Genomic DNA, 20,113 nt, shown 5'->3' on the forward strand with positions numbered 1-20,113 from the left:
CTTTACTTTACAGATACCCTGGAATTCATATCATAAAATCCCACGGTGTTTTTTGTTGAAACTACAGTAATGCCGCAGACATCATACAAACGATGAAACACTTCGAACTCTCCATTCACATATCCGGTACACCCCAGAGATAACAGATATTCGCCGCCCTGCAGATTCATTTCCTGAGAAAAAGTAATTTCACAAACCTGTCCCTCTTTTTTGGAACTGATATCCGATTTTTCAAAAAGTGTGTTCGTTCCTGTAATTTCTGTTCCCTGTAAGTTCTTTATACTGTATGCAAAAATAGGTTCCTGTACCGTTTCATGAAAGCGCACTTTCATTTTGATTTCAAAATTACTTCCCTTTTCAATGGTATTACTTACCGTTCCCGTTTCGTCTGCCAAAATGAAATCTGTAATACTTGCCTTTCCATTTCCGTATTCTAATACGTTGGGATTCGTTTCAAAGGTACGGTTCCAACCTGGCTCCTTTCTTTTCACAGCCTTCTTCCGGTCTTTTTCCGGTTTCTCTTCCTCACTGTCATCAAGCCCTACTAAAACCTTTTTATACAAATTTACTATTTCTTTTGGATTGCCTTCCTGACGTTTCACACCTTTATCCAGCAAAACAACCCGATCACAGTATTTACTGATACTTCCCAAATCATGACTGACAAAAAGAATGGTTTTTCCCATCTTCTTAAAATCTTCAAATTTTTTATAACATTTTGCCTGAAAGAATACATCCCCCACAGACAACGCCTCATCTACTATCAGTATTTCCGGCTCAATATTAATGGCTACAGCAAAAGCCAGGCGCACAAACATACCACTGGAATAGGTTTTCACCGGCTGATGTATGAAATCTCCGATATCAGCAAAAGCCAGTATGTCATCCAGCTTTTTGTCAATCTCTTCCCTGGTAAAGCCAATCATAGTTCCATTCAAATATACATTTTCCAAACCGGAATATTCCATATTAAAACCTGCACCCAATTCCAAAAGCGCGGAAATTCTTCCATTTACCTGCACCTCTCCCTGAGTGGGATTTAAGACGCCTGTAATAATCTTTAAAATCGTAGATTTTCCAGAGCCATTAGTTCCTATTATACCTACTGTTTCTCCTCTTTTCACCTGAAAAGACACATCTCTTAAGGCATAGTGTTCTCTATATTTTTTTTGTTTTGTGAGCCCCAGAGACTCTTTCAGTCTGTCCACAGGCTTATCGTATAATTTATATACTTTACTTAGATGATTAATCGAAATTGCTATTTCTGACATTCCATTTTCTCCTTCATATACAGCTTATAATACATCTGCAAAATGTGGTTTCAGTCTCTTAAAGATAAGGGTTCCCAGTGCAAAAAGCACAATCGTCACACCCCAGAAATAAATTCCCCATTTCCAATGAGCCGTCAGCCAGGTTCTCCCCAACATAGAGTCACGGTAACCGGAAACAATATAATACATAGGGTTAAATTTAAAAAGTTTCATCAAAAGCGGATGTCCCTCCAGCATAGCTAAATCCCACATAATAGGTGTCAGCCAGACTCCTACCTGAAGAAAAATATTGATAATTTGCGTCAAGTCCCTGAAAAAAATCACAACAGCGCTGGTTGCATAGGACAATGCCAGAGCCAGCATAAACGTACAGAAAGAATAATATATCAGCTGTAATGTATGCAAAGTAGGTGTGTAACCGTAGCAAGAACTGATAATCAGCGCAAACGCTACGAAAAATCCATGTACAAACAAAGCTGAAATAACTTTTACCATTGGAAGAATACTTATTTTAAATACCACTTTCTTTACTAGATAATTATATTCCAACAGTGCATTCGTACCTCCGTTTAGTGCATCCTGAAAAAAGAACCAAGGTACAATTCCTGAAATCAGATACAACACAAAGGGATAATTGGATGCGTTCCCTGCCTTTAAACCCACACTGAATACAAACCAGTATACCAGAATCGTTACGATAGGCTGTACAAAAGCCCAGACAATCCCCAGATAAGACCCTGCATATTTGGTTTTAAAATCATTTTTTGCCAGACTGAATACCAGTTTTCTATTATGAAAAATTTCCGTCGGTAATTCTAACGCTTTTTTTATTTTACTCATCTTTCCTCCTGATTCTTTCCTATCTGAATCTCATTTCTGATTTTCTCTGAACGATATTCTAGTTTACACTATTTCCCCTCAGAAATCAACCAAAGCCACCTTCTCACACGATCTCCATTATCCGCTCTGCCACAAATACAGCCACGCAGGAAAACAAAGCCACAGTCACCAGACTTTGTTTCTTCAGCGCCAGCAACACGGCCACTGCAAATCCAGCTAAAGCTGACACCGGAGATTGCGTTGCATACAAAATGGCCGGAAATGTCATAGCCGTCAGACATGCATATGGAATATAGTATAAAAAAGAACGGATATAACTATTCGAAATCTTCTTCTGAATCAAAGTCAGCGGCAGCATACGAATCAGATAGGTGACCCCTGCCATGACAAATATATATGCGTAAATCATGATGCTTCCTCCTTAATGGGAAATAATACAGCCCCAATTCCCGCAGCCAGTACGGTGCAGATAATCATGGAAAAACCGGAAGAGATTTCTTTTAATCCCGGCAGATAGTAAAAGGCCGTGCTTAAAACCAGCGCAGCCACCGTCACAAGGGCCACTTCTCTGTGCTCTTTTGCCATAGGCACCACAATAGCAATAAACATACCGTAAAGGGCTACTCCCAAAGCGCTGATAATATCTGCTGGAAGCAGCGTTCCCGCCACAGCACCGGCCAGAGTGCCGCCTACCCAGCCGGTAACCGGAAGCAAAATCAGACCATACATATAAAGTTTTCCCACCGTCCCCGGCTTTGCACTGGCCACTGCAAAAATTTCATCGGTGTTTCCGTAAGCTATCAGCATACGGTTGCCTAAATTCACCGAAGAATCCAACTTCTGAGACAGCGAAAGGGACATCAGCGCGTAACGGATGTTTACAACCAGCTGTGTCAGCGCCATTTCCATAAGAGAAGCGCCGGACACAATCACGTTTAATCCGGCGAACTGCCCTGCAGAAGTCAGATTGAAAAGAGAAATCAACACCGCATGAAAGGGCGAAATTCCGCTCTTCACCGCCATCATACCAAACGTAAAACTCACTGAAAAATATCCCACACAAATGGGAACGCCATCTTTTAATCCATTTTGTATCTTATTATGTACCATCTTCCCTCTCCCGTACACCTTCCTGTCTGTTTTTCTCTATAAAGAAAAGGACTATCGCTCAAAACAACAGCCCTCTCCTCTTCTTATTCTCCCAGTCCACTTTCAATTGCATGCACTAATGTTTTTAAAGCAAGTTCTTCATCTTCGCCTTCACAAATTAATTCTATCTCATTTCCGCATTTTATACATGCACCAAGCACACTCAGCACACTTTTCGCATTTGCTGTATTTCCCCTAAAACGAAATGTAATCAAAGATTTAAATTTCATGGCCTCTTTGCACAAAAGCCCTGCCGGTCTCAGATGCAGTCCGGTTGGATTAATTATTGTTACCATTTGGCTAACCATAGCTTCACTCCCTGTTCTCTTTCTATTTTTCAGATGCCTCAATCAGCGCTACTTTAACCGTAATATCCTCTACCAGTTCATACCCTTCCGGCAAAGTAACTGTTACCGGCAAAGTATTTTCTCCTGCCTTTGCGTCCTTTAAATCAATTTTCATCTGAATATCATCGGTCTTCAGATTATCCAAATCTTCCTCTTTTGCTTTAATACGGGCTACAATCTTGTCCGGTTCAAATTTGTAATTCATATTTTCCGGTTTGTTCTCCACTTTAATCTGCGTTGGCGAAACCTCGTAATCCCTGCTATTATATGGCAATATCTTTACAGTTGCAATCACCGTGCTGTTAATATCTCTCGCCAGCTTCATATTTTCAGGAAGCAGTTCGCTGATATCCACTTTCACATCAAAGTCTGAATCCTTTCCGGAAACATCAATGTAACTTGCCGGTATAGTCAGTGTATTTCCCTCTACTGCCAGCTTCTGTAGCGCTTCATCTGTTCCGGCCAGACTAAGGGTTTCCGGTACAACACTAACGGAATCCACCTCATAACCATATTGGGGGGAACCGCTGTACTCTGACCCAATTTTTACATTCTTCTGCACTTTCCAGAACTGTGCCTGAATTTTTATCTTGTTGTCCTGAACACCTGCCAGATTCAAATAAGACAACTGTTTTTCTGAAAGCTCGTCCTGATTCTTATCATAAATTTTCAGTTCAGAATCCAACTCCACATTGCTTTCTTTCATACCTGTAACATCTATTTTTGCCACAACTTTATCAATTTTATTTATAATAGATTCCGGTCCTGAAATCGTCACTTTTTCAGGATTAGCCTGAAGGCTTCCCACTTCATAATCTTTATCCGGTGTTGTATCCCCTGTATTGACAGCAATGGTTTTTTCCACGCTGGTCTGGTTTTCAATGTCTACCTGAATATTTCTTGGTGTCACCGTAATATTGTCATCTGCAATTCCTTTGCAGGTAACTTCTACCGGCACCATTTTCGGCGTTGCATCCATGTATATCTGTGTCATATCTGCCTGAGCCACAATATCCTCTTTTTTCAGTTCCTTGATAACACTTTCCTCTGCTTTTATTCTTACCTTTACCGTATCATCACCGTCTATCAATAAAGGAATTTTCATATTGTTTGACAAATATGATTCATTTACCAAAGTTACCGGAATATCATAAAAAGTCTGCACAATCACAGGATCCTGAACATTTCTGACTATAAGCCAGATAAGAACAGCAATTGCCAGGGAAAGAATTTTCAGCGTAAATTTATTCATCAGACTTTTTTTCATTCTTCATCAGTCCCTTCCAAAACTTTCTTTTATGTTTTAGTTTTTCCTGCTTCACATTATTGTTCTGCTCTGTTTTCAGAATCTCCTTTAATTCCTCTTTTGTAACTCCTACCTGAAGTCTTCCGCGATTGGCCACAGAGACCCTTCCGGTTTCTTCTGATACAATAATGGTGAGAGAATCGCTGACTTCACTGATTCCCACACCAGCCCTATGTCTTGTACCCAAATTTTTATTCAGTTCCAGATTGTCTGACAGAGGTAAATAACAGGTAGCCGCCACGATTCGGTCTCCCCGCATAATGACGGCGCCATCGTGAAGAGGAGTATTATGTTCAAAAATATTAATCAATAGCTGACTGCTTATTAAAGAATCCAGATTGATTCCGGTTCTGATAAATTCATTTAAAATAGTATCCTCTTCAATTACAATAAGAGCACCTGTTTTTACCGCTCCCATTTCAAAACTGGCTCGCACAATCTCATTCACGGTTCTGTCGCTGAACCGACCCGGTTCTTCCTTTTTATTGCTTTCGAAAGGAATCAGGGTACTGACTATTTTCTTATGCCCCAGCTCTTCCAACGCCTTTCTGAGCTCCGGCTGAAAGATAACCAGAATCGCTGTAATCGCATACCCGCCTGCATTGTACACCAACCACAAAATGGTATTCATCTGCAAGAGATATGCCGCAAAAGTAAATATCAATACAATTAAAATTCCCTTTAAAAGAGAATAGGCTCTGGTATTTCTAATCCACAACATGAATTGATAGACAAATACGGCAATCAGCAGTATTTCTACAACATCAATCCATTTTATGGTAGAAAAGGACGAAAACGCCCCAAAATAATTTTTCAGAAAATCAAAAATTCTGCCCATTTTCTTCATCTCCCCTTTCTTCAGCAAGTTTTCATATCCTACTCTGTTTCAGAGGCAGATAACCGGGTTTTATAAGTCTTTCAGAGATTCCTCCAGCTGTTTTTCAAAGTCAAAGTTTTCCTCGTCAACTCTCTCTACTGGAATTGCATCATCATCCGGCTCTTTCTCCGGTTTTCTGTCATAATCAGATGATATGGTTTTTATGCTTTTTTCTTTCTGTGCCACATAAGATTTCGGGACAGCTTTTACATAATATACGTATTCATCATCTTCAAACTGTGTTTTTTCACTCCTAGAATAGTCCACACCCAAAACTGCAAATTCCAGTACAAATCCCACGATAAGGGACAACACTGCGGACAAAATCACACTTCCCATATGGACATTCACATTAAGGAACATGCCTCCTAATATCATAATCACAATATAAACTATAGCTCCTACTCCATCAGCCACTCTCCAGGAATAGTCAAAAGAACATCTGGAAATCGTATACACCAGCATCAGAACTACAGTAAAAGCCAGCACATTCAGCCACATTTCCTGATTTTTCATTAAACCATCCAGCAGAATCTGCAGCTTCTGAACAGCCTCTGTTTCTTTCCCCTGCAAAACTGTGCTCTTGTCCTTTACTATCTGCATAAAGAAATACAAAATCACACCGCACACGGAAGGAATCGCACAGGTCGGTCCTTTTAAAAGCCCTCCGCCAATGGGCACAGCCGCCGGAATATGAAAATGGAATGCCGCCGGAGTCAATACCAGCGCCAGACTATCCTCAGAGGTAAAACGCAGGAACAAAATCATCAAAAGTACAATCAAAAGTACTGCAAAGCCTGCCACCTCAATTCCTACGGAATAACAGTGCATAATAATCAATACACAGCCTATCACCGTCATTACGTTAATCGGCAGTACTGCACAGATAATTGCCAAAATCAACACCACAAAAATATTGTCCAGCTTTTCCATAAATCCAAGACTGGAATTAATACTGCTAAACAACAAAAATGCCAGTAAAAATTTAAATACAGAAAGAAGCAATACATCATGCTCACTGTAAAAGTCTTTTATTTTCTGCTTCAACTCCAATAATACTGTCATGCTTTTGTTCTCCTCCCTGTAATTCTTCCATTTCGCCTTTCTTCTCTGTCATAGGCTTTTTTCATCTGGGTAAGTCCCTTGTAATATTCCTGGATTCCCTTCTGGGCCTTTGCATATTTCACAGAACAATAAATATACGTCAAAATACTGTATCCCACTACCATAATAATATACAGTCCGATAATCTGTAACGCCATAAGCGCCAGATTCATTTTATGAATATTCTCCATCAAATACTCGCTTCTGTATCCAAAATAAATCAACAGCAGCAGACCATAGGCTATGGTTGTCAGAAAGAAGTTTTTAATCAAGGCCAATCCTATATAATCACTTCTATAATAATTACTTATGGCAAGGTGCTTTTTTCCTTCTCCTGACTCATAAAGTGCCAGTTTATGCATTTTTTTGATTTTTTGGTTATTCAGCATAAAATACCTCTTTCCAAATTTCTCTTTTTGAAAAACTTATAATCATACATACTGCATTATAGCATATTCCTGATAATCGAATCAAGACCTTTCAAGTATCTGCTCCCATAGCTATGGTGAGAAAAAACACGTTTTCTGCCCCATTTCTTTTCAAAAGTTCTGCTGCTGCTTCTATTGTGCTTCCTGTAGTGTATATGTCGTCTACCAGCAGAATTCTTCTGTATCTGTTTTCTCCTTTAAGAAAAAAGGCATTTTTCATATTCTGCTTTCTCTCTCTGTAATCCAGTTCTTTTTGTGGTCTGGTATTCACTTTTCGTTTCATGAGACGGCTGTCCACTGGAATACATAAGGTTTTCCCCAATGCTTCTGCTATAAGTTCTGCCTGATTATATCCTCTTTTTTCCATTCTCTTTCGGTGCAGCGGAATGGGAATGATAATCTCCACACCCCAATTTCTGATAATTTCACGGGAATAAACTGCTGCGATTTGTCCATAAAAGCTTCCATATTCCTGGCGCTTTCCGTATTTCAGTTTAAACAATGATTCCTGAAGAACTGAGCCATAAGGAAAAATTCCAATCCCCTGGTCAAAAAGACGTGTTTTTCTGCAGTCTTTACAATATTCCTGTTCCTCTCTCTTTAAAGGCTTGGAACACCGGAAACATCTCGGCCCGGTAATGGGCTTTAACTTTTCCCTGCAAACGTTGCAGATTCTACTTCCCCCTGGCACTGCGATATCATGACAGACCGGGCAGCGCCTTGGGTACAGCATATCTAAAAATAACTTTCCTGCTTTTCTAATCAATAACTCTCCTTTATACGCAAATCCAGCGTGGTATATCTGCTTTGTTCCATCTGGTTATTTTCCATCTCAATAAAGGTTTTCTCATCTCCCACCAGCGTCACACATTTTCTGGCACGGGTCACTGCCGTATAAAGCAGATTCCTGTTCATCAACATTCTGGGGCCATGCAGAAGAGGAATCACCACAGCCGGGTACTCACTTCCCTGAGCCTTATGTATGGTAATAGCATAGGCCAGTTCCAACTCGTCCAACTGCTTAAAAGAATATTCTACAAATTTTCGCTCGTCAAATTCCACGGTAACGGTTTCTGCAAAAGTATTAATTTCTCTCAGAATTCCTGTGTCTCCGTTGAAAACACCCACACCCTTTTCCACCGGAATCCCATAAAGACCTCTTACTTCCCATTCAATCTGATAATTGTTTTTAATCTGCATAACCTTATCCCCTTCACGGAAAAGGCCATTTCGGTGTTCCTTCTCTTTTTTCCCGGTCTCCGGCGGATTCAGATACTGCTGCAGAATAACGTTCAGTCGCTCAACCCCCAGCAGCCCCTTTCGCATGGGTGTCAGCACCTGGATATCATAAGGCTCTGCCTGGACAAACTTGGGAAGTTTTTTCTGTATGAGCGTAATCACAACACTGATAATTACATTTGCATCATATCTTTTCAGAAAAAAGAAGTCCATGCTTTTATTGTCCAGCGTTACCGGTACACCTTGGTTAATCTTATGTGCATTCACCACAATATCGCTCTGAGAAGCCTGACGGAAGATTTTTACCAGTTCTACCACTGCAAACTTCCCGGAGGCAATAATATCTTTCAAAACGCTTCCAGGCCCTACACTTGGCAGCTGATTGACATCTCCCACCAGAATCAGTCTGGTGCCTGCTACTACCGCCGAAAGCAACGCATGCATAAGGAATATATCTACCATTGACATTTCATCAATAATAATAACGTCTGCTTCCAGAGGATTCTGTGCATTTCTCTCAAAATGAACTCCTCCGGAAGATTCCTCCGGCATACCCGTCAGTTCCAGAAGTCGGTGAATCGTTTTAGCCTCATAACCGGTAGCTTCAGTCATACGCTTAGCCGCTCTTCCCGTAGGCGCTGCCAAAGCAATATCCAGTCCCTCCATTTCAAAATACCGGATAATCGCATTAATGGTTGTAGTTTTTCCTGTTCCTGGCCCTCCTGTGACAATCAAAAGACCATTCTTTACCGCTTCCACCACTGCCATCTGCTGCTTTTCATCTAATTCTATATTCTCACTTTTCTGAATTCTTCTGATTTTATCCTGAATCACCCGCTCGTCCGCCGTATCTTTCAGATTCAGTTCATGAAGCATCTGGGCTGTATGCAATTCCGTCTGATAATACTGGCTCGCATACACCATTTTCGCTTTTCCTCTGGCTGTTTCAATCTCTTTTATAACGATTTTTCTGTCAATGGAAAGGTCTGCAATATGTTTTTCCATATATTCGGCCTTTACACCCAGCAGCTGTTCTGCTCTCTCTAGAAGAAGTCGCTGTGGAAGGTATATATGTCCTTCTGCTGTGGACTGAAGTAATATGTACAGAAGACCGCTTCTGATACGATAGTCCGAATCTGTATGAATTCCAATACGGGCTGCAATTTCATCTGCCATTTTAAATCCCACACCCGTAATATCCTCTGCCATCTTATAAGGATTTTCTTTCAAAATACGATACATATCCTGTTTATACTGCTGATATATCTTTGCTCCCAAAGTCTGCGATATGCCGTAATGCTGCAAAAACATCATGGCTTTTCGCATATCCGATTTTTCTTCTACCTGCTGTGCAATTTCCCTGGCCTTCCTATCACTGATTCCTTTTACTTCTGAAAGCCGTTCCGGTTCTTCATCTATAATTCTGAGCGTATCATCTCCGAATTTTCTCACAATCCTGGCAGCCAAAGCCGCCCCCACACCTTTTATGGCTCCTGAGCCGAGATATCGTTCCATGGCCTGGGAATCCTGGGGAACCACCGCTTCATAAGCATACACAGAAAACTGCTGTCCATAAGAAGGATGTTCCGTATATTTCCCTTTTGCCCGAATATTCTCCCCCTCATTCAAATACTGAAATATACCTACACAGGTCAATTCTTCTCCGTCTACGATTAAGCAGGCAACTGTATATCCATTGTCCTGATTACGGTATATAATATGGTCTACATAGCCTTCTATAGTCTCTTCCACGTTTTTTCCCTCTGTTTTCCCGACTTTCTGCTTCTTACAGCCTGCCGTTCATTTTGCTCATCAACTCCATATACTGACCTGTACCAATTGCTACCACCAGCGCCGGCTCTTCAGCCACTACTGTGTTGATGCCTGTTTCCTCTTCTATCAGTTCTTCCAGACCGCCCAGAAGTGCACCGCCTCCGGTAAGCACAATCCCTCTCTCAGCCACGTCAGCTGCCAATTCCGGCGGTGTTTTTTCCAAAATACTGTGTATGGTTTCCATAATCTGTGCAGATGCATCTTTCAAAGCTTCTCTGATTTCTTCGGAAGTCAGCGTCACGCTTTTCGGAAGTCCGGTAATAGTATCTCTTCCTTTTACTTCCATATTTTTTGTCTGAGGTGAGGCATACACAGTTCCTATCCGAATTTTAATATCTTCTGCAGTGCGCTCACCAATCATAAGATTGTGTTTTTTCCGCACATATCTGGTAATTGCCTCATCAAAATCGTCTCCTGCCACTTTTATAGATGTAGAAACCACCGTGCCGCCCAAAGAAATCACCGCCACATCTGTGGTTCCTCCGCCAATATCCACAATCATATTGCCGAAAGGTCTGGTAATATCAATGCCGGCGCCAATCGCTGCCGCAATTGGCTCCTCAATAATGGACACTTCTCTGGCCCCTGCCTGATAAGTAGCCTCTTCCACTGCCTTTTTTTCCACCTCGGTAATACCGCTGGGTGCACAGATACTGATACGCGGTTTTCGAAATGCTCTCTTTCCGATGGCTTTGGAAATGAAATATTTCAGCATTTTTTCCGTAACCTCGTAATCCGATATCACACCTTGGCGCAGCGGACGAACCGCCACAATATTCCCCGGTGTCCTTCCTATCATCTGACGAGCTTCTTCTCCCACCGCTCTTATTTTATTATTCTCCTTATCATATGCAACCACGGAAGGTTCCTTTAAAACAATTCCTTTACCCTTGGCATAAACAAGGATACTGGCTGTTCCAAGGTCAATTCCAATATCTGATGCTGCCATTTTACTGCCCCTTTCCTAAACCATCTAACCGTCAAATCCCGGTTTCTTTTTCATTATATACAACTTCCCCTTTATTGAAAAGGGGCAATCATCTCAAATATTTTGACACATATTGACCCGTATAGGAAAACGGATTGGCTGCAACTTCTTCGGGAGTTCCCTTAGCAATCACAGTTCCTCCCTTATCTCCGCCTTCCGGCCCGATATCAATAATGTAATCCGCTGTCTTTATTACATCTAAATTGTGCTCTATGACAACAACCGTATTGCCGCCCTCAGAAAGACGCTGCAGAATCTCTATCAGCTTGTGAACATCTGCAAAATGCAGCCCTGTCGTCGGCTCATCCAAAATATAAATGGTCTTTCCTGTGCTTCTCTTGCTCAGTTCAGACGCCAGTTTAATTCTCTGCGCTTCTCCCCCGGAAAGCTCGGTAGAGGGCTGACCCAAACGAATATAAGAAAGCCCTACATCATAAAGTGTCTGTATTTTTCTCTTAATGGAAGGCACATGGTCAAAAAATTCCAGCGCTTCTTCCACTGTCATATTCAGTACATCATAAATGCTTTTTCCCTTATATTTTACTTCCAGAGTTTCCCGATTGTATCGTTTCCCATGGCATACCTCACAGGGTACATATACGTCCGGCAAAAAATGCATTTCTATTTTCAGAATACCATCACCACTGCAGGCCTCGCATCGTCCGCCTTTCACGTTAAAACTAAACCTTCCCTTTTTATATCCTCTGGCCTTAGCATCGGCGGTAGCAGCAAACAAATCACGAATCTGGTCAAAAACTCCGGTATAAGTGGCTGGATTAGACCTCGGAGTCCTTCCAATCGGAGACTGGTCTATATCAATGACCTTATCTAACTGTTCTACGCCCTCAATACACTTATGTTTGCCCGGAATAATTCTGGCTCTATTCAGTTTTCTTGCCAGACTTTTATATAAAATTTCATTTACCAGGGAACTTTTACCGGAACCGGAAACTCCGGTCACACAGGTCATAATCCCCAGAGGTATCTTCACATCAATATTTTTCAGATTATTTTCCGCTGCTTTCCGAATCGTTAAAAACCCTGCGGGTTTTCTCCGCACAGAAGGCACCGGTATCTGCAGTTTCCCGCTTAAATACTGTCCGGTAATGGATTTAGGATTTTGCATGATTTCCTCAGCCGTTCCCATGGCTACCAGTTGTCCGCCGTGTTCGCCTGCTCCCGGTCCGATATCCACCACGCAGTCAGCCGCCCGCATGGTATCCTCATCATGCTCTACCACAATCAGTGTATTTCCCAAATCTCTTAAATGCTTTAATGTAGCCAGCAGTTTATCATTGTCCCTCTGGTGCAGACCAATACTGGGCTCATCAAGAATATACGCCACTCCCACAAGGCCGGAACCTATCTGGGTAGCCAGACGGATTCTCTGAGCTTCTCCGCCGGAAAGAGTTCCTGTGGCTCTTGCCAGTGTCAGATAATCCAGTCCTACATTCACCAGAAATCCGACTCTGGCCCGGATTTCTTTCAGCACCTGCTCTCCGATTATCTGTTGGGTAGGGGTCAGTTCCAGATGATTGAGGAATTCCTGCAGGCATTCGATGGACATAGAAGTAACCTCATGAATATTTTTATCTCCCACAGTCACAGCCAGGGCTTCCGGTTTCAGACGCTGTCCCTTACAGGAAGGACACGGCGTAATCCGCATAAAACTTTCATATTCCTGCTTCATCGTATCGGAACCGGTCTCACGGTAACGCCGCCCCACATTCTTTACAATTCCCTCGAAAGCCACATCATAAACGCCTTCTCCTCTCTGGCCTTTATAATATACTTTCACCTCTTTTCCATTGGTTCCGTGAATCAGCACATCCTGGATGTGCTGAGGATAGTCTTCAAAAGGCGTATCCAAATCAAAACCATATTCTTTTGCCAGCGCGTCTAAAATGGCCCTTGTAAAACTGCCTTTGTCCGTGCAGGACTGCCACCCCATAACCGCAATTGCCCCCTGGGAAATGCTGAGGCTCCTGTCCGGTATCATTAAATCCACATCAAATTCCATACGGTACCCCAAGCCAAAACAGGAGGGACACGCACCAAAGGGATTATTAAAAGAAAAGCTTCTGGGCTCTATTTCATCAATACTGATACCACAGTCCGGACATGCGAAACTCTGGCTGAAATTTATCTGTTTTCCATCCATGGTATCCACTACAAGCCTTCCCTCTGCCAGATTCAAAACGGTTTCTATGGAATCCGTCAGCCTTTTTTCAATGCCTTCCTTTACAATCAGACGGTCCACTACAATCTCTATATTATGCTTGATATTTTTATCCAGCTTGATTTCTTCGCTGAGTTCGTACAGATTTCCGTCAATCTGTACACGCACATAACCACTTTTTCCAGCCTGCTCCAAAAGTTTGGCATGGGTTCCTTTTCGCCCTCTTACCACAGGTGCCAGAAGCTGAATTTTCGTTCTTTCCGGCAGCCCCATAATATGATCTACCATCTGGTCTACAGTCTGTTTCCGAATTTCCCGCCCGCACTTGGGACAATGGGGAATCCCCACACGGGCGTAGAGAAGTCGAAAATAATCGTAGATTTCCGTAACCGTTCCCACGGTAGAACGAGGATTTCGGTTGGTAGATTTCTGGTCAATGGAAATGGCAGGAGAAAGTCCCTCAATACTCTCCACATCCGGCTTCTCCATCTGCCCCAGGAACTGTCGGGCATAAGAAGAAAGTGATTCCATATAACGTCTCTGTCCCTCTGCATAAATAGTATCAAAGGCCAGAGAACTTTTACCGGAACCACTGAGGCCGGTAAGCACTACCAACTCATTTCTGGGAATATCCACGTCCAGATTCTTCAGATTGTTTTCATTCGCGCCTCTTATTTTAATAAATTGTCTTGCCTGCATTTTAACTGCCATAGTCTTTTCTCTCCAATAATATTTATCTTTATCTGCTTCCATCCGTTTTATTCGTAAAATAACTATATCATATTTCGAGGTCTTTTACAAACATTTGTTCTGTTTTTTAATTCACAAAAATCCGGACAGAAAACAGCGAAAAACTGTGTACTTTTTAATCCCGCATATGAAAAGAAACTGCCGCATTAAGGGCAGGTCGGGAACGGAAATACCTCTTCCTGACTGCTGTTAATACGACAGCTTTCTATTTTATACTTTTTGCTGCTCTTTCGTTCCTGAAGAACAGATATACTGCATAATATCTCTTCTCGTCACAATTCCAATAAAATTTTTCTGGTCATCGATTACCGGTACAAAATTCTGACGCATGGCCTTATCCAGCAAATCCTCCATGTCCGAATCCACCCGCACCGGCGTATAGTCTGCCCTTCTCTTAAAAGAAGTAATCGGCACTTCCTCTGCACCTTTCAAATTCAAATCTCCGCGTTTTTTTAATCCCCACAATAAATCGCCTTCTGTAATCGTCCCCACATATTTGCCTTTTTCGTTAATAACGGGTATGCAGGAATATTTATGGTATTCCATTTTTTCAAGCACCTGTCTCAAGCTGAAAGTATCATAAATATAAGCTACATCTACTTTGGGGGTAAGAAAAAATAAAATATTCATGGTGTTCCTCCCCTGTTTTCTCCCTTTATTCTGCCACACTGCCACAGAGAAATCCAGAACAAAAGCATTAAACTTTATTAAAATTCTATAAAGTTGTATTACATGTTAATTTGTCAGTCAAAGAGAAATTCTAACAGGACTGCATTGCTTAAAAGAACACCTTCTTCTGAAAGATACACCCTGTCCTTATGTTCCTTCAACATCCCGTTTTCCAGACATTTGTGCAGAGCCTTTTCATAAACCATATCCATTTCCTGACCGAAAATGCGGCGAAATTCTTTTCTGGATACGCCTCTTGTCTTTCTGAGCCCCAGAAACATAAATTCTTCCATCTGCCGGGCTTCCTCCAGAAACTGCACGTCCTCCCGCATGGTTTTGGGTTGTCCACAGCGTTCCAGGTACGTTTTCATATCTTTTGTATTACTCACGCGAATATTTCGCACCATAGATGCTGCTCCAAGTCCCAGCCCCAGATAGTCGCCCCGTTCCCAGTATTTCAGATTGTGGCGGGATTCTTTCCCCGGTTTTGCGTAATTGGAAATTTCGTATTGCTCATAGCCCTGTTCCTTTAAGAAGCTTCCGGTCCACAGATAAATTTCCCGGCTTTCCTCTTCATCGGGAAGAAGTTCCTCATGTTCTGCATATTTTTCATAGAAAGGAGTTTCCGCTTCTATAATAAGCTGGTATACGGAAATATGCTCCGGAGACAAAGCAGACAACGCAGCCAGTTCTTCTTTCCACTCCTCCAGTTTCTGCCCCGGTATAGAAGAAATCAGGTCCACACTAATGTTGGTAAATCCTGCCTTTCGAGCCAGTTCATAGCTTTCCAGAAATTCTTCGTAGGAATGGATTCGCCCAAGGACCTCCAGTTTTTCATTCTTCACAGACTGCAACCCTATACTGAGACGGTTTACACCATTTTCTTTGTAACACTGCAGCTTTTCTTCCGTTACTGTTCCCGGATTCATCTCCAGTGTAATTTCCGGTTTCTTTTCCAATTCAAAAACTTCCTGAATGTTTCCAAGAACTCCTTCCATCTGTCCGGCTTCCAGCACAGAAGGGGTTCCGCCTCCCACAAAGACGGTAGATACCCGATAGCCTCTGGCAAATTCCCGGTAGCTTTCGATTTCCTTTAACAAGGCCTGCACATAGGTTTCCTTTTCCTCTGATGTTCCGCACCAGGATAAAAAGTCACAGTAACCGCATTTTTTTACACAAAAAGGAATATGCACATACAACCCTAACTCTTTCTTCATAAATACCTTCCCCGATTTCTTATTTATCGTCCAGCTTCAGCACACTCATAAAGGCCTTCTGCGGAATTTCTACGTTTCCAATCTGGCGCATACGTTTCTTTCCTTCCTTCTGTTTTTCCAGAAGTTTTCTCTTACGGGAAATATCGCCGCCGTAACATTTTGCCAGTACATCTTTTCGCATGGCTTTTACCGTTTCTCTGGCAATAATTTTACTTCCCACAGCCGCCTGAATGGGGATTTCAAAGAGCTGTCTCGGGATTTCCTCTTTCAGCTTTTCACACATTTTTCTGCCTCTTTCATAAGCAGAATCTGCAAATACAATAAAGGACAATGCGTCTACTTCTTCTTTGTTTACCAGAATATCCAGTTTTACCAGATTGCTCTGCTCATATCCCAGCATTTCATAATCAAAGGATGCATAACCTCTGGAACGAGATTTCAAAGCGTCAAAAAAATCATAAATAATTTCATTTAAAGGCAGGTGATAATGCAGCAGCGCTCTGGTGGTTTCCATGTATTCCATGCCCTGATACTGCCCTCTTCTCTCCTGACACAAATCCATAATCGGTCCAATGAACTCTGTAGTTACCATAATTTCCGCCTTTACCATAGGCTCTTCCATGTATTCGATTTCTGACGGGTCGGGAAGATTGGACGGGTTGGTCAAGTCAATAACTTCTCCGTTGGTCTTATGCACTTTATACACAACGCCAGGAGCCGTTGTCACCAAGTCCAGATTATATTCTCTTTCCAGTCTCTCCTGAATAATTTCCAAATGTAACAGTCCCAAAAAGCCGCAGCGGAATCCAAATCCCAGGGCGATAGAGGTCTCAGGTTCAAAAAACAGCGACGCATCGTTTAGCTGCAATTTTTCCAGGGCGTCACGCAAATCCTGATATTTCGCTCCGTCTGCCGGATAAACACCACAGAATACCATGGGATTCACTTTTTTGTATCCCGGCAGAGGTTCTGCACAGGGACGGTCAAAATCTGTGATGGTATCGCCTACCCGTGTATCCGTTACGTTTTTAATGCTGGCTGTAATGTATCCTACCATACCTGCGGAAAGTTCTTCGCATGGAATAAACTGTCCAGCTCCGAAATACCCTACTTCCACAACCTCTTCCACAGCTCCGGTTGCCATCATACGGATTTTAGTACCTTTTTTCACAGTTCCTTCTTTGATACGGCAGAACACAATAACACCTTTGTAGGAATCATAAATAGAATCAAAAATCAATGCCTGCAGCGGATTTTCAGGACTTCCTGACGGCGCTGGAATTTTCGTTACAATCTGTTCTAAAACCTCTTCCACATTCAAGCCTGTCTTGGCTGAAATCAAAGGTGCGTCCTGTGCTTCAATGCCGATAACGTCTTCAATTTCATTCATAACACGTTCTGGTTCCGCACTGGGCAAGTCAATTTTGTTAATAACGGGAAATACATCCAAGTCATGGTCCAGGGCCAGATAAACATTGGCAAGGGTCTGAGCCTCAATCCCCTGGGCTGCGTCCACTACCAGAATGGCTCCGTCACAGGCTGCCAGGCTCCTGGATACCTCATAGTTAAAATCCACGTGTCCCGGTGTATCAATCAGATTGAAAATGTATTCTTCTCCGTCCTTGGCTTTGTATACAATACGCACAGCCTGGGACTTAATGGTAATTCCTCTTTCTCTCTCCAAATCCATATTGTCCAGAACCTGGGCCTGCATTTCCCGGTTTGTCAGAAGCCCTGTCTTTTCAATAATCCTGTCTGCCAGGGTAGATTTTCCATGGTCAATATGGGCAATAATACAAAAATTACGAATTTTGCTCTGGTCTATTGATGGCATATAAATTCCTCCTATGCTCTTTTCTCCTATATCTCAAACATACAGTCTGAGTATATCATGATACTCAGTGGTTATCAAACAAATTTCTGTACTGGATTTTCTCATATTCCTGAATTTCTTCAAATTGCAGGGCTTCGTCCCAGGTGAACCATTCTCCCTGACTGTTTTTCACACCGTAAACATTGACAACCGGGTAGCTTTCGTAAAGGTTTTCCAGGTATTTCTGATAATCTGTCAGCGGAATGCCTGCCGCTTCACATAGCAAAGAGGACAAATAGTTCAGACTGATATTTTCATATTCTTTCTCTGTAATATCATAATTTGCGTAAATCATAAAAGGAACCTGATATTCCAGAGCTGTTTTTTCCGCCGGATTTCCTGTGGCAGTCTCTGACAAAGCCTCATACAGCTCTTCCTCTATCTTAGGATAATGGTCGCCGAACATACAGACTACCACAGGTTCTTCCTCCTGTTCAAAATACTGTAGCAATTCTTCCAATGCCCTGTCAGATTCTTCTATAAGAGTTAAATATTCCTCTGCCCATACAAAATTTTCTCCGGGACTTGTAATCTGTATAGGATTCGGCATACCTGCGCCTGTGTATCCACCGTGATTCTGCATGGTCACATTGAAAAGAAAGACCGGTCCTTCCTCCTTACGTTTCTCAAATTCTTCTATCAGTATGCTGTAATCTCCTCTGTCAGAAACCAGATTCCGCAGTGTTTCCGGATTTTTCATATTCTCTAGATAGAGGGACGCATCAAAATCCAAAAACTGATATACATTTTTCCGATTCCATCCACTACTGTCCATAGGATGTATAAACACCGAGGTGTAACCCTCATCCTTTAACTGACTATTGAGGCTGGGAGTTCCCTGTTTGACATAATTCTGATAAGGAATGGTTCCGCTTGGAAAAAACGCATTGGAAAAGCCTGTTAAAAACTCAAATTCCGAGTTCGCTGTCCAACCCCCGAAAACAGGTACGCTGGCAAATCCCTTTATGACATTTTCCTGCCTTGCATCCCAGTTTGGCATAATCTCTCTACTGGTTTGTATCGCTCCCAGCTTTCTGAAATCGGAAAAGGATTCATTCATAATAGCAATGATATGGGGATTCTCAACATTTTCGGTTTTTTCCACTTTTAGACTCGTCCCTCCCAAAGACCCTTTTTCCAATTCCAAATCCGCAGCCGCTTTCTGCTGATATCCGTCAGGCTTCTGCACTTTCAGAAAAGGAAGTCCTGCTGCAAAATCCAACAAGGCCCCATGGTCTTTCTCGCTAGCCTCCAGTTCCCACAAATAAGGTTTTACAGAATAAGTTTCCAAAAAAGTTTCATTGGATATCAAAAAAGATAAAACCAGAACAAAGCAAAGGCTAACTGCTCCAGTTGCTATGCGGTCTCTTCTGTGATTTTCATAAGAAAGATAAAAGGCTGCAATAATGAGCAGGATTGCCCAAAGAATAACCGCTACTCTCTTTTCCGTAAAATCCAGTGTATATCCTCCTGCCACATTTGCGGCAGTCTGAATTGCATAAACATCTGCAGCCCGAAGTCCGTTTCCCCGGAACTCTTTTACAAAACTGTATAAAAGTCCGTAAAATGTAAAAATTCCGGTTCCCACAGCTATTGTCCATGCAAAGCGATTAATGAAAAAATATAAAATCACAAAAACTGTCAAGATTAAAAAATAATTCAGAAATACAAATAAAAATTTCATCTGTGCCACGGAATTATCGTGCAGTGTCTCTATGGCACCCAAAGCAAATGCCGGAGCTGCTAAAAATAAGACAACAGACAGACATTCTCTCACCTTATCTGATACTCTTATTTTTCCCAAAAGTCCCAAAAGCAGAACTCCATCCAGGCAAAACAAACCGCGCAGTTTTTCCGTCTCGGCATTCAGTCCCTTCTCCAGGAACACCCAGAAACATATGTACATCAAAAAGGCTGCTGCTGTACCTGTACTCCTCAGCCTGCTACTTTCCTTAAACATGTATTCATACAGCCTTTTCCCACTTTCCAGTATTTTTCCATTTCTTACTTTTGTGTTTGCATTTATCTTTTTCATGCTTGTAA

Annotated in this window: 17 protein-coding genes; all 17 read right to left on the reverse strand. The window is 42.0% G+C overall.

Annotated features, from left to right (window positions below; all coding sequences use genetic code 11):
- Positions 1–2: 2 nt before the first annotated feature.
- On the reverse strand, positions 3–1,271 hold the full coding sequence (locus tag G5A70_RS03050) for an ABC transporter ATP-binding protein (protein ID WP_173747895.1): 1,269 nt from the start codon (positions 1,269–1,271) through the stop codon (positions 3–5).
- A gap of 24 nt (positions 1,272–1,295) precedes the next feature.
- Entirely contained in the window at positions 1,296–2,111 is an 816-nt protein-coding gene (locus G5A70_RS03055) for an ABC transporter permease (RefSeq protein WP_173747897.1), read from the reverse strand.
- A gap of 103 nt (positions 2,112–2,214) precedes the next feature.
- Entirely contained in the window at positions 2,215–2,520 is a 306-nt protein-coding gene (locus tag G5A70_RS03060) for an AzlD domain-containing protein (protein WP_173747899.1), read from the reverse strand.
- Positions 2,517–3,221: an AzlC family ABC transporter permease gene (locus G5A70_RS03065; protein WP_173747901.1), complete on the reverse strand. Its 705-nt coding sequence runs from the start codon at positions 3,219–3,221 to the stop codon at positions 2,517–2,519. The genes G5A70_RS03060 and G5A70_RS03065 overlap by 4 nt, the downstream gene beginning before the upstream one ends.
- Before the next feature lie 83 nt (positions 3,222–3,304).
- The gene (locus G5A70_RS03070) at positions 3,305–3,568 is read right to left on the reverse strand and encodes an HPr family phosphocarrier protein (RefSeq protein ID WP_173747903.1); all 264 of its coding nucleotides are present in this window, start codon (positions 3,566–3,568) and stop codon (positions 3,305–3,307) included.
- Positions 3,569–3,590: 22 nt separating this feature from the next.
- On the reverse strand, positions 3,591–4,874 hold the full coding sequence (locus tag G5A70_RS03075; protein ID WP_173747905.1) for a YbbR-like domain-containing protein: 1,284 nt from the start codon (positions 4,872–4,874) through the stop codon (positions 3,591–3,593).
- Complete coding sequence (gene cdaA / locus G5A70_RS03080) at positions 4,852–5,751, reverse strand: diadenylate cyclase CdaA (protein WP_173747907.1); 900 nt, start codon at positions 5,749–5,751, stop codon at positions 4,852–4,854. Before cdaA ends, G5A70_RS03075 begins: the two co-directional genes overlap by 23 nt.
- Before the next feature lie 69 nt (positions 5,752–5,820).
- On the reverse strand, positions 5,821–6,855 hold the full coding sequence (locus G5A70_RS03085) for a hypothetical protein (protein WP_173747909.1): 1,035 nt from the start codon (positions 6,853–6,855) through the stop codon (positions 5,821–5,823).
- The gene (locus G5A70_RS03090; RefSeq protein ID WP_173747911.1) at positions 6,852–7,283 is read right to left on the reverse strand and encodes a hypothetical protein; all 432 of its coding nucleotides are present in this window, start codon (positions 7,281–7,283) and stop codon (positions 6,852–6,854) included. Before G5A70_RS03090 ends, G5A70_RS03085 begins: the two co-directional genes overlap by 4 nt.
- Before the next feature lie 91 nt (positions 7,284–7,374).
- Positions 7,375–8,088 (reverse strand): ComF family protein, encoded by a 714-nt coding sequence (locus G5A70_RS03095; protein WP_226853476.1) that lies wholly within the window; start codon positions 8,086–8,088, stop codon positions 7,375–7,377.
- Positions 8,085–10,313 carry an ATP-dependent RecD-like DNA helicase gene (locus G5A70_RS03100; protein WP_173747912.1) on the reverse strand — a complete coding sequence of 743 codons (2,229 nt, stop codon included), beginning with the start codon at positions 10,311–10,313 and terminating at the stop codon, positions 8,085–8,087. The genes G5A70_RS03095 and G5A70_RS03100 overlap by 4 nt, the downstream gene beginning before the upstream one ends.
- Positions 10,314–10,347: 34 nt before the next feature.
- Positions 10,348–11,343 (reverse strand): rod shape-determining protein, encoded by a 996-nt coding sequence (locus G5A70_RS03105; protein WP_173747914.1) that lies wholly within the window; start codon positions 11,341–11,343, stop codon positions 10,348–10,350.
- A gap of 88 nt (positions 11,344–11,431) precedes the next feature.
- The gene (uvrA, locus tag G5A70_RS03110; RefSeq protein WP_173747916.1) at positions 11,432–14,272 is read right to left on the reverse strand and encodes an excinuclease ABC subunit UvrA; all 2,841 of its coding nucleotides are present in this window, start codon (positions 14,270–14,272) and stop codon (positions 11,432–11,434) included.
- Between the two features lie 249 nt (positions 14,273–14,521).
- Entirely contained in the window at positions 14,522–14,941 is a 420-nt protein-coding gene (locus tag G5A70_RS03115; protein ID WP_173747917.1) for a CBS domain-containing protein, read from the reverse strand.
- Between the two features lie 113 nt (positions 14,942–15,054).
- Complete coding sequence (hemW, locus tag G5A70_RS03120) at positions 15,055–16,197, reverse strand: radical SAM family heme chaperone HemW (protein ID WP_173747919.1); 1,143 nt, start codon at positions 16,195–16,197, stop codon at positions 15,055–15,057.
- A gap of 19 nt (positions 16,198–16,216) precedes the next feature.
- Positions 16,217–18,031 carry a translation elongation factor 4 gene (lepA, locus tag G5A70_RS03125; RefSeq protein ID WP_173747921.1) on the reverse strand — a complete coding sequence of 605 codons (1,815 nt, stop codon included), beginning with the start codon at positions 18,029–18,031 and terminating at the stop codon, positions 16,217–16,219.
- A 64-nt stretch (positions 18,032–18,095) separates the two neighbouring features.
- Positions 18,096–20,105, reverse strand: coding sequence for an LTA synthase family protein (locus G5A70_RS03130; protein ID WP_173747923.1), 2,010 nt, complete (start codon positions 20,103–20,105; stop codon positions 18,096–18,098).
- Positions 20,106–20,113: the final 8 nt, after the last annotated feature.

Source organism: Blautia hansenii, assembly GCF_013304445.1.
Taxonomy (GTDB): Bacteria; Bacillota; Clostridia; order Lachnospirales; family Lachnospiraceae; genus Blautia.

Excerpts from the sequence above, each read along its gene's own strand:
- G5A70_RS03090 (WP_173747911.1), bottom strand. The coding sequence starts at position 7,283 with ATGCTGAATAACCAAAAAATCAAAAAAATGCATAAACTGGCACTTTAT.
- G5A70_RS03085 (WP_173747909.1), bottom strand. The coding sequence starts at position 6,855 with ATGACAGTATTATTGGAGTTGAAGCAGAAAATAAAAGACTTTTACAGT.
- G5A70_RS03055 (WP_173747897.1), bottom strand. The coding sequence starts at position 2,111 with ATGAGTAAAATAAAAAAAGCGTTAGAATTACCGACGGAAATTTTTCAT.
- G5A70_RS03060 (WP_173747899.1), bottom strand. The coding sequence starts at position 2,520 with ATGATTTACGCATATATATTTGTCATGGCAGGGGTCACCTATCTGATT.
- G5A70_RS03075 (WP_173747905.1), bottom strand. The coding sequence starts at position 4,874 with ATGAAAAAAAGTCTGATGAATAAATTTACGCTGAAAATTCTTTCCCTG.
- G5A70_RS03070 (WP_173747903.1), bottom strand. The coding sequence starts at position 3,568 with ATGGTTAGCCAAATGGTAACAATAATTAATCCAACCGGACTGCATCTG.
- uvrA (WP_173747916.1), bottom strand. The coding sequence starts at position 14,272 with ATGGCAGTTAAAATGCAGGCAAGACAATTTATTAAAATAAGAGGCGCG.
- G5A70_RS03065 (WP_173747901.1), bottom strand. The coding sequence starts at position 3,221 with ATGGTACATAATAAGATACAAAATGGATTAAAAGATGGCGTTCCCATT.
- lepA (WP_173747921.1), bottom strand. The coding sequence starts at position 18,031 with ATGCCATCAATAGACCAGAGCAAAATTCGTAATTTTTGTATTATTGCC.
- G5A70_RS03105 (WP_173747914.1), bottom strand. The coding sequence starts at position 11,343 with ATGGCAGCATCAGATATTGGAATTGACCTTGGAACAGCCAGTATCCTT.
- G5A70_RS03130 (WP_173747923.1), bottom strand. The coding sequence starts at position 20,105 with ATGAAAAAGATAAATGCAAACACAAAAGTAAGAAATGGAAAAATACTG.
- G5A70_RS03115 (WP_173747917.1), bottom strand. The coding sequence starts at position 14,941 with ATGAATATTTTATTTTTTCTTACCCCCAAAGTAGATGTAGCTTATATT.
- G5A70_RS03050 (WP_173747895.1), bottom strand. The coding sequence starts at position 1,271 with ATGTCAGAAATAGCAATTTCGATTAATCATCTAAGTAAAGTATATAAA.
- hemW (WP_173747919.1), bottom strand. The coding sequence starts at position 16,197 with ATGAAGAAAGAGTTAGGGTTGTATGTGCATATTCCTTTTTGTGTAAAA.
- cdaA (WP_173747907.1), bottom strand. The coding sequence starts at position 5,751 with ATGGGCAGAATTTTTGATTTTCTGAAAAATTATTTTGGGGCGTTTTCG.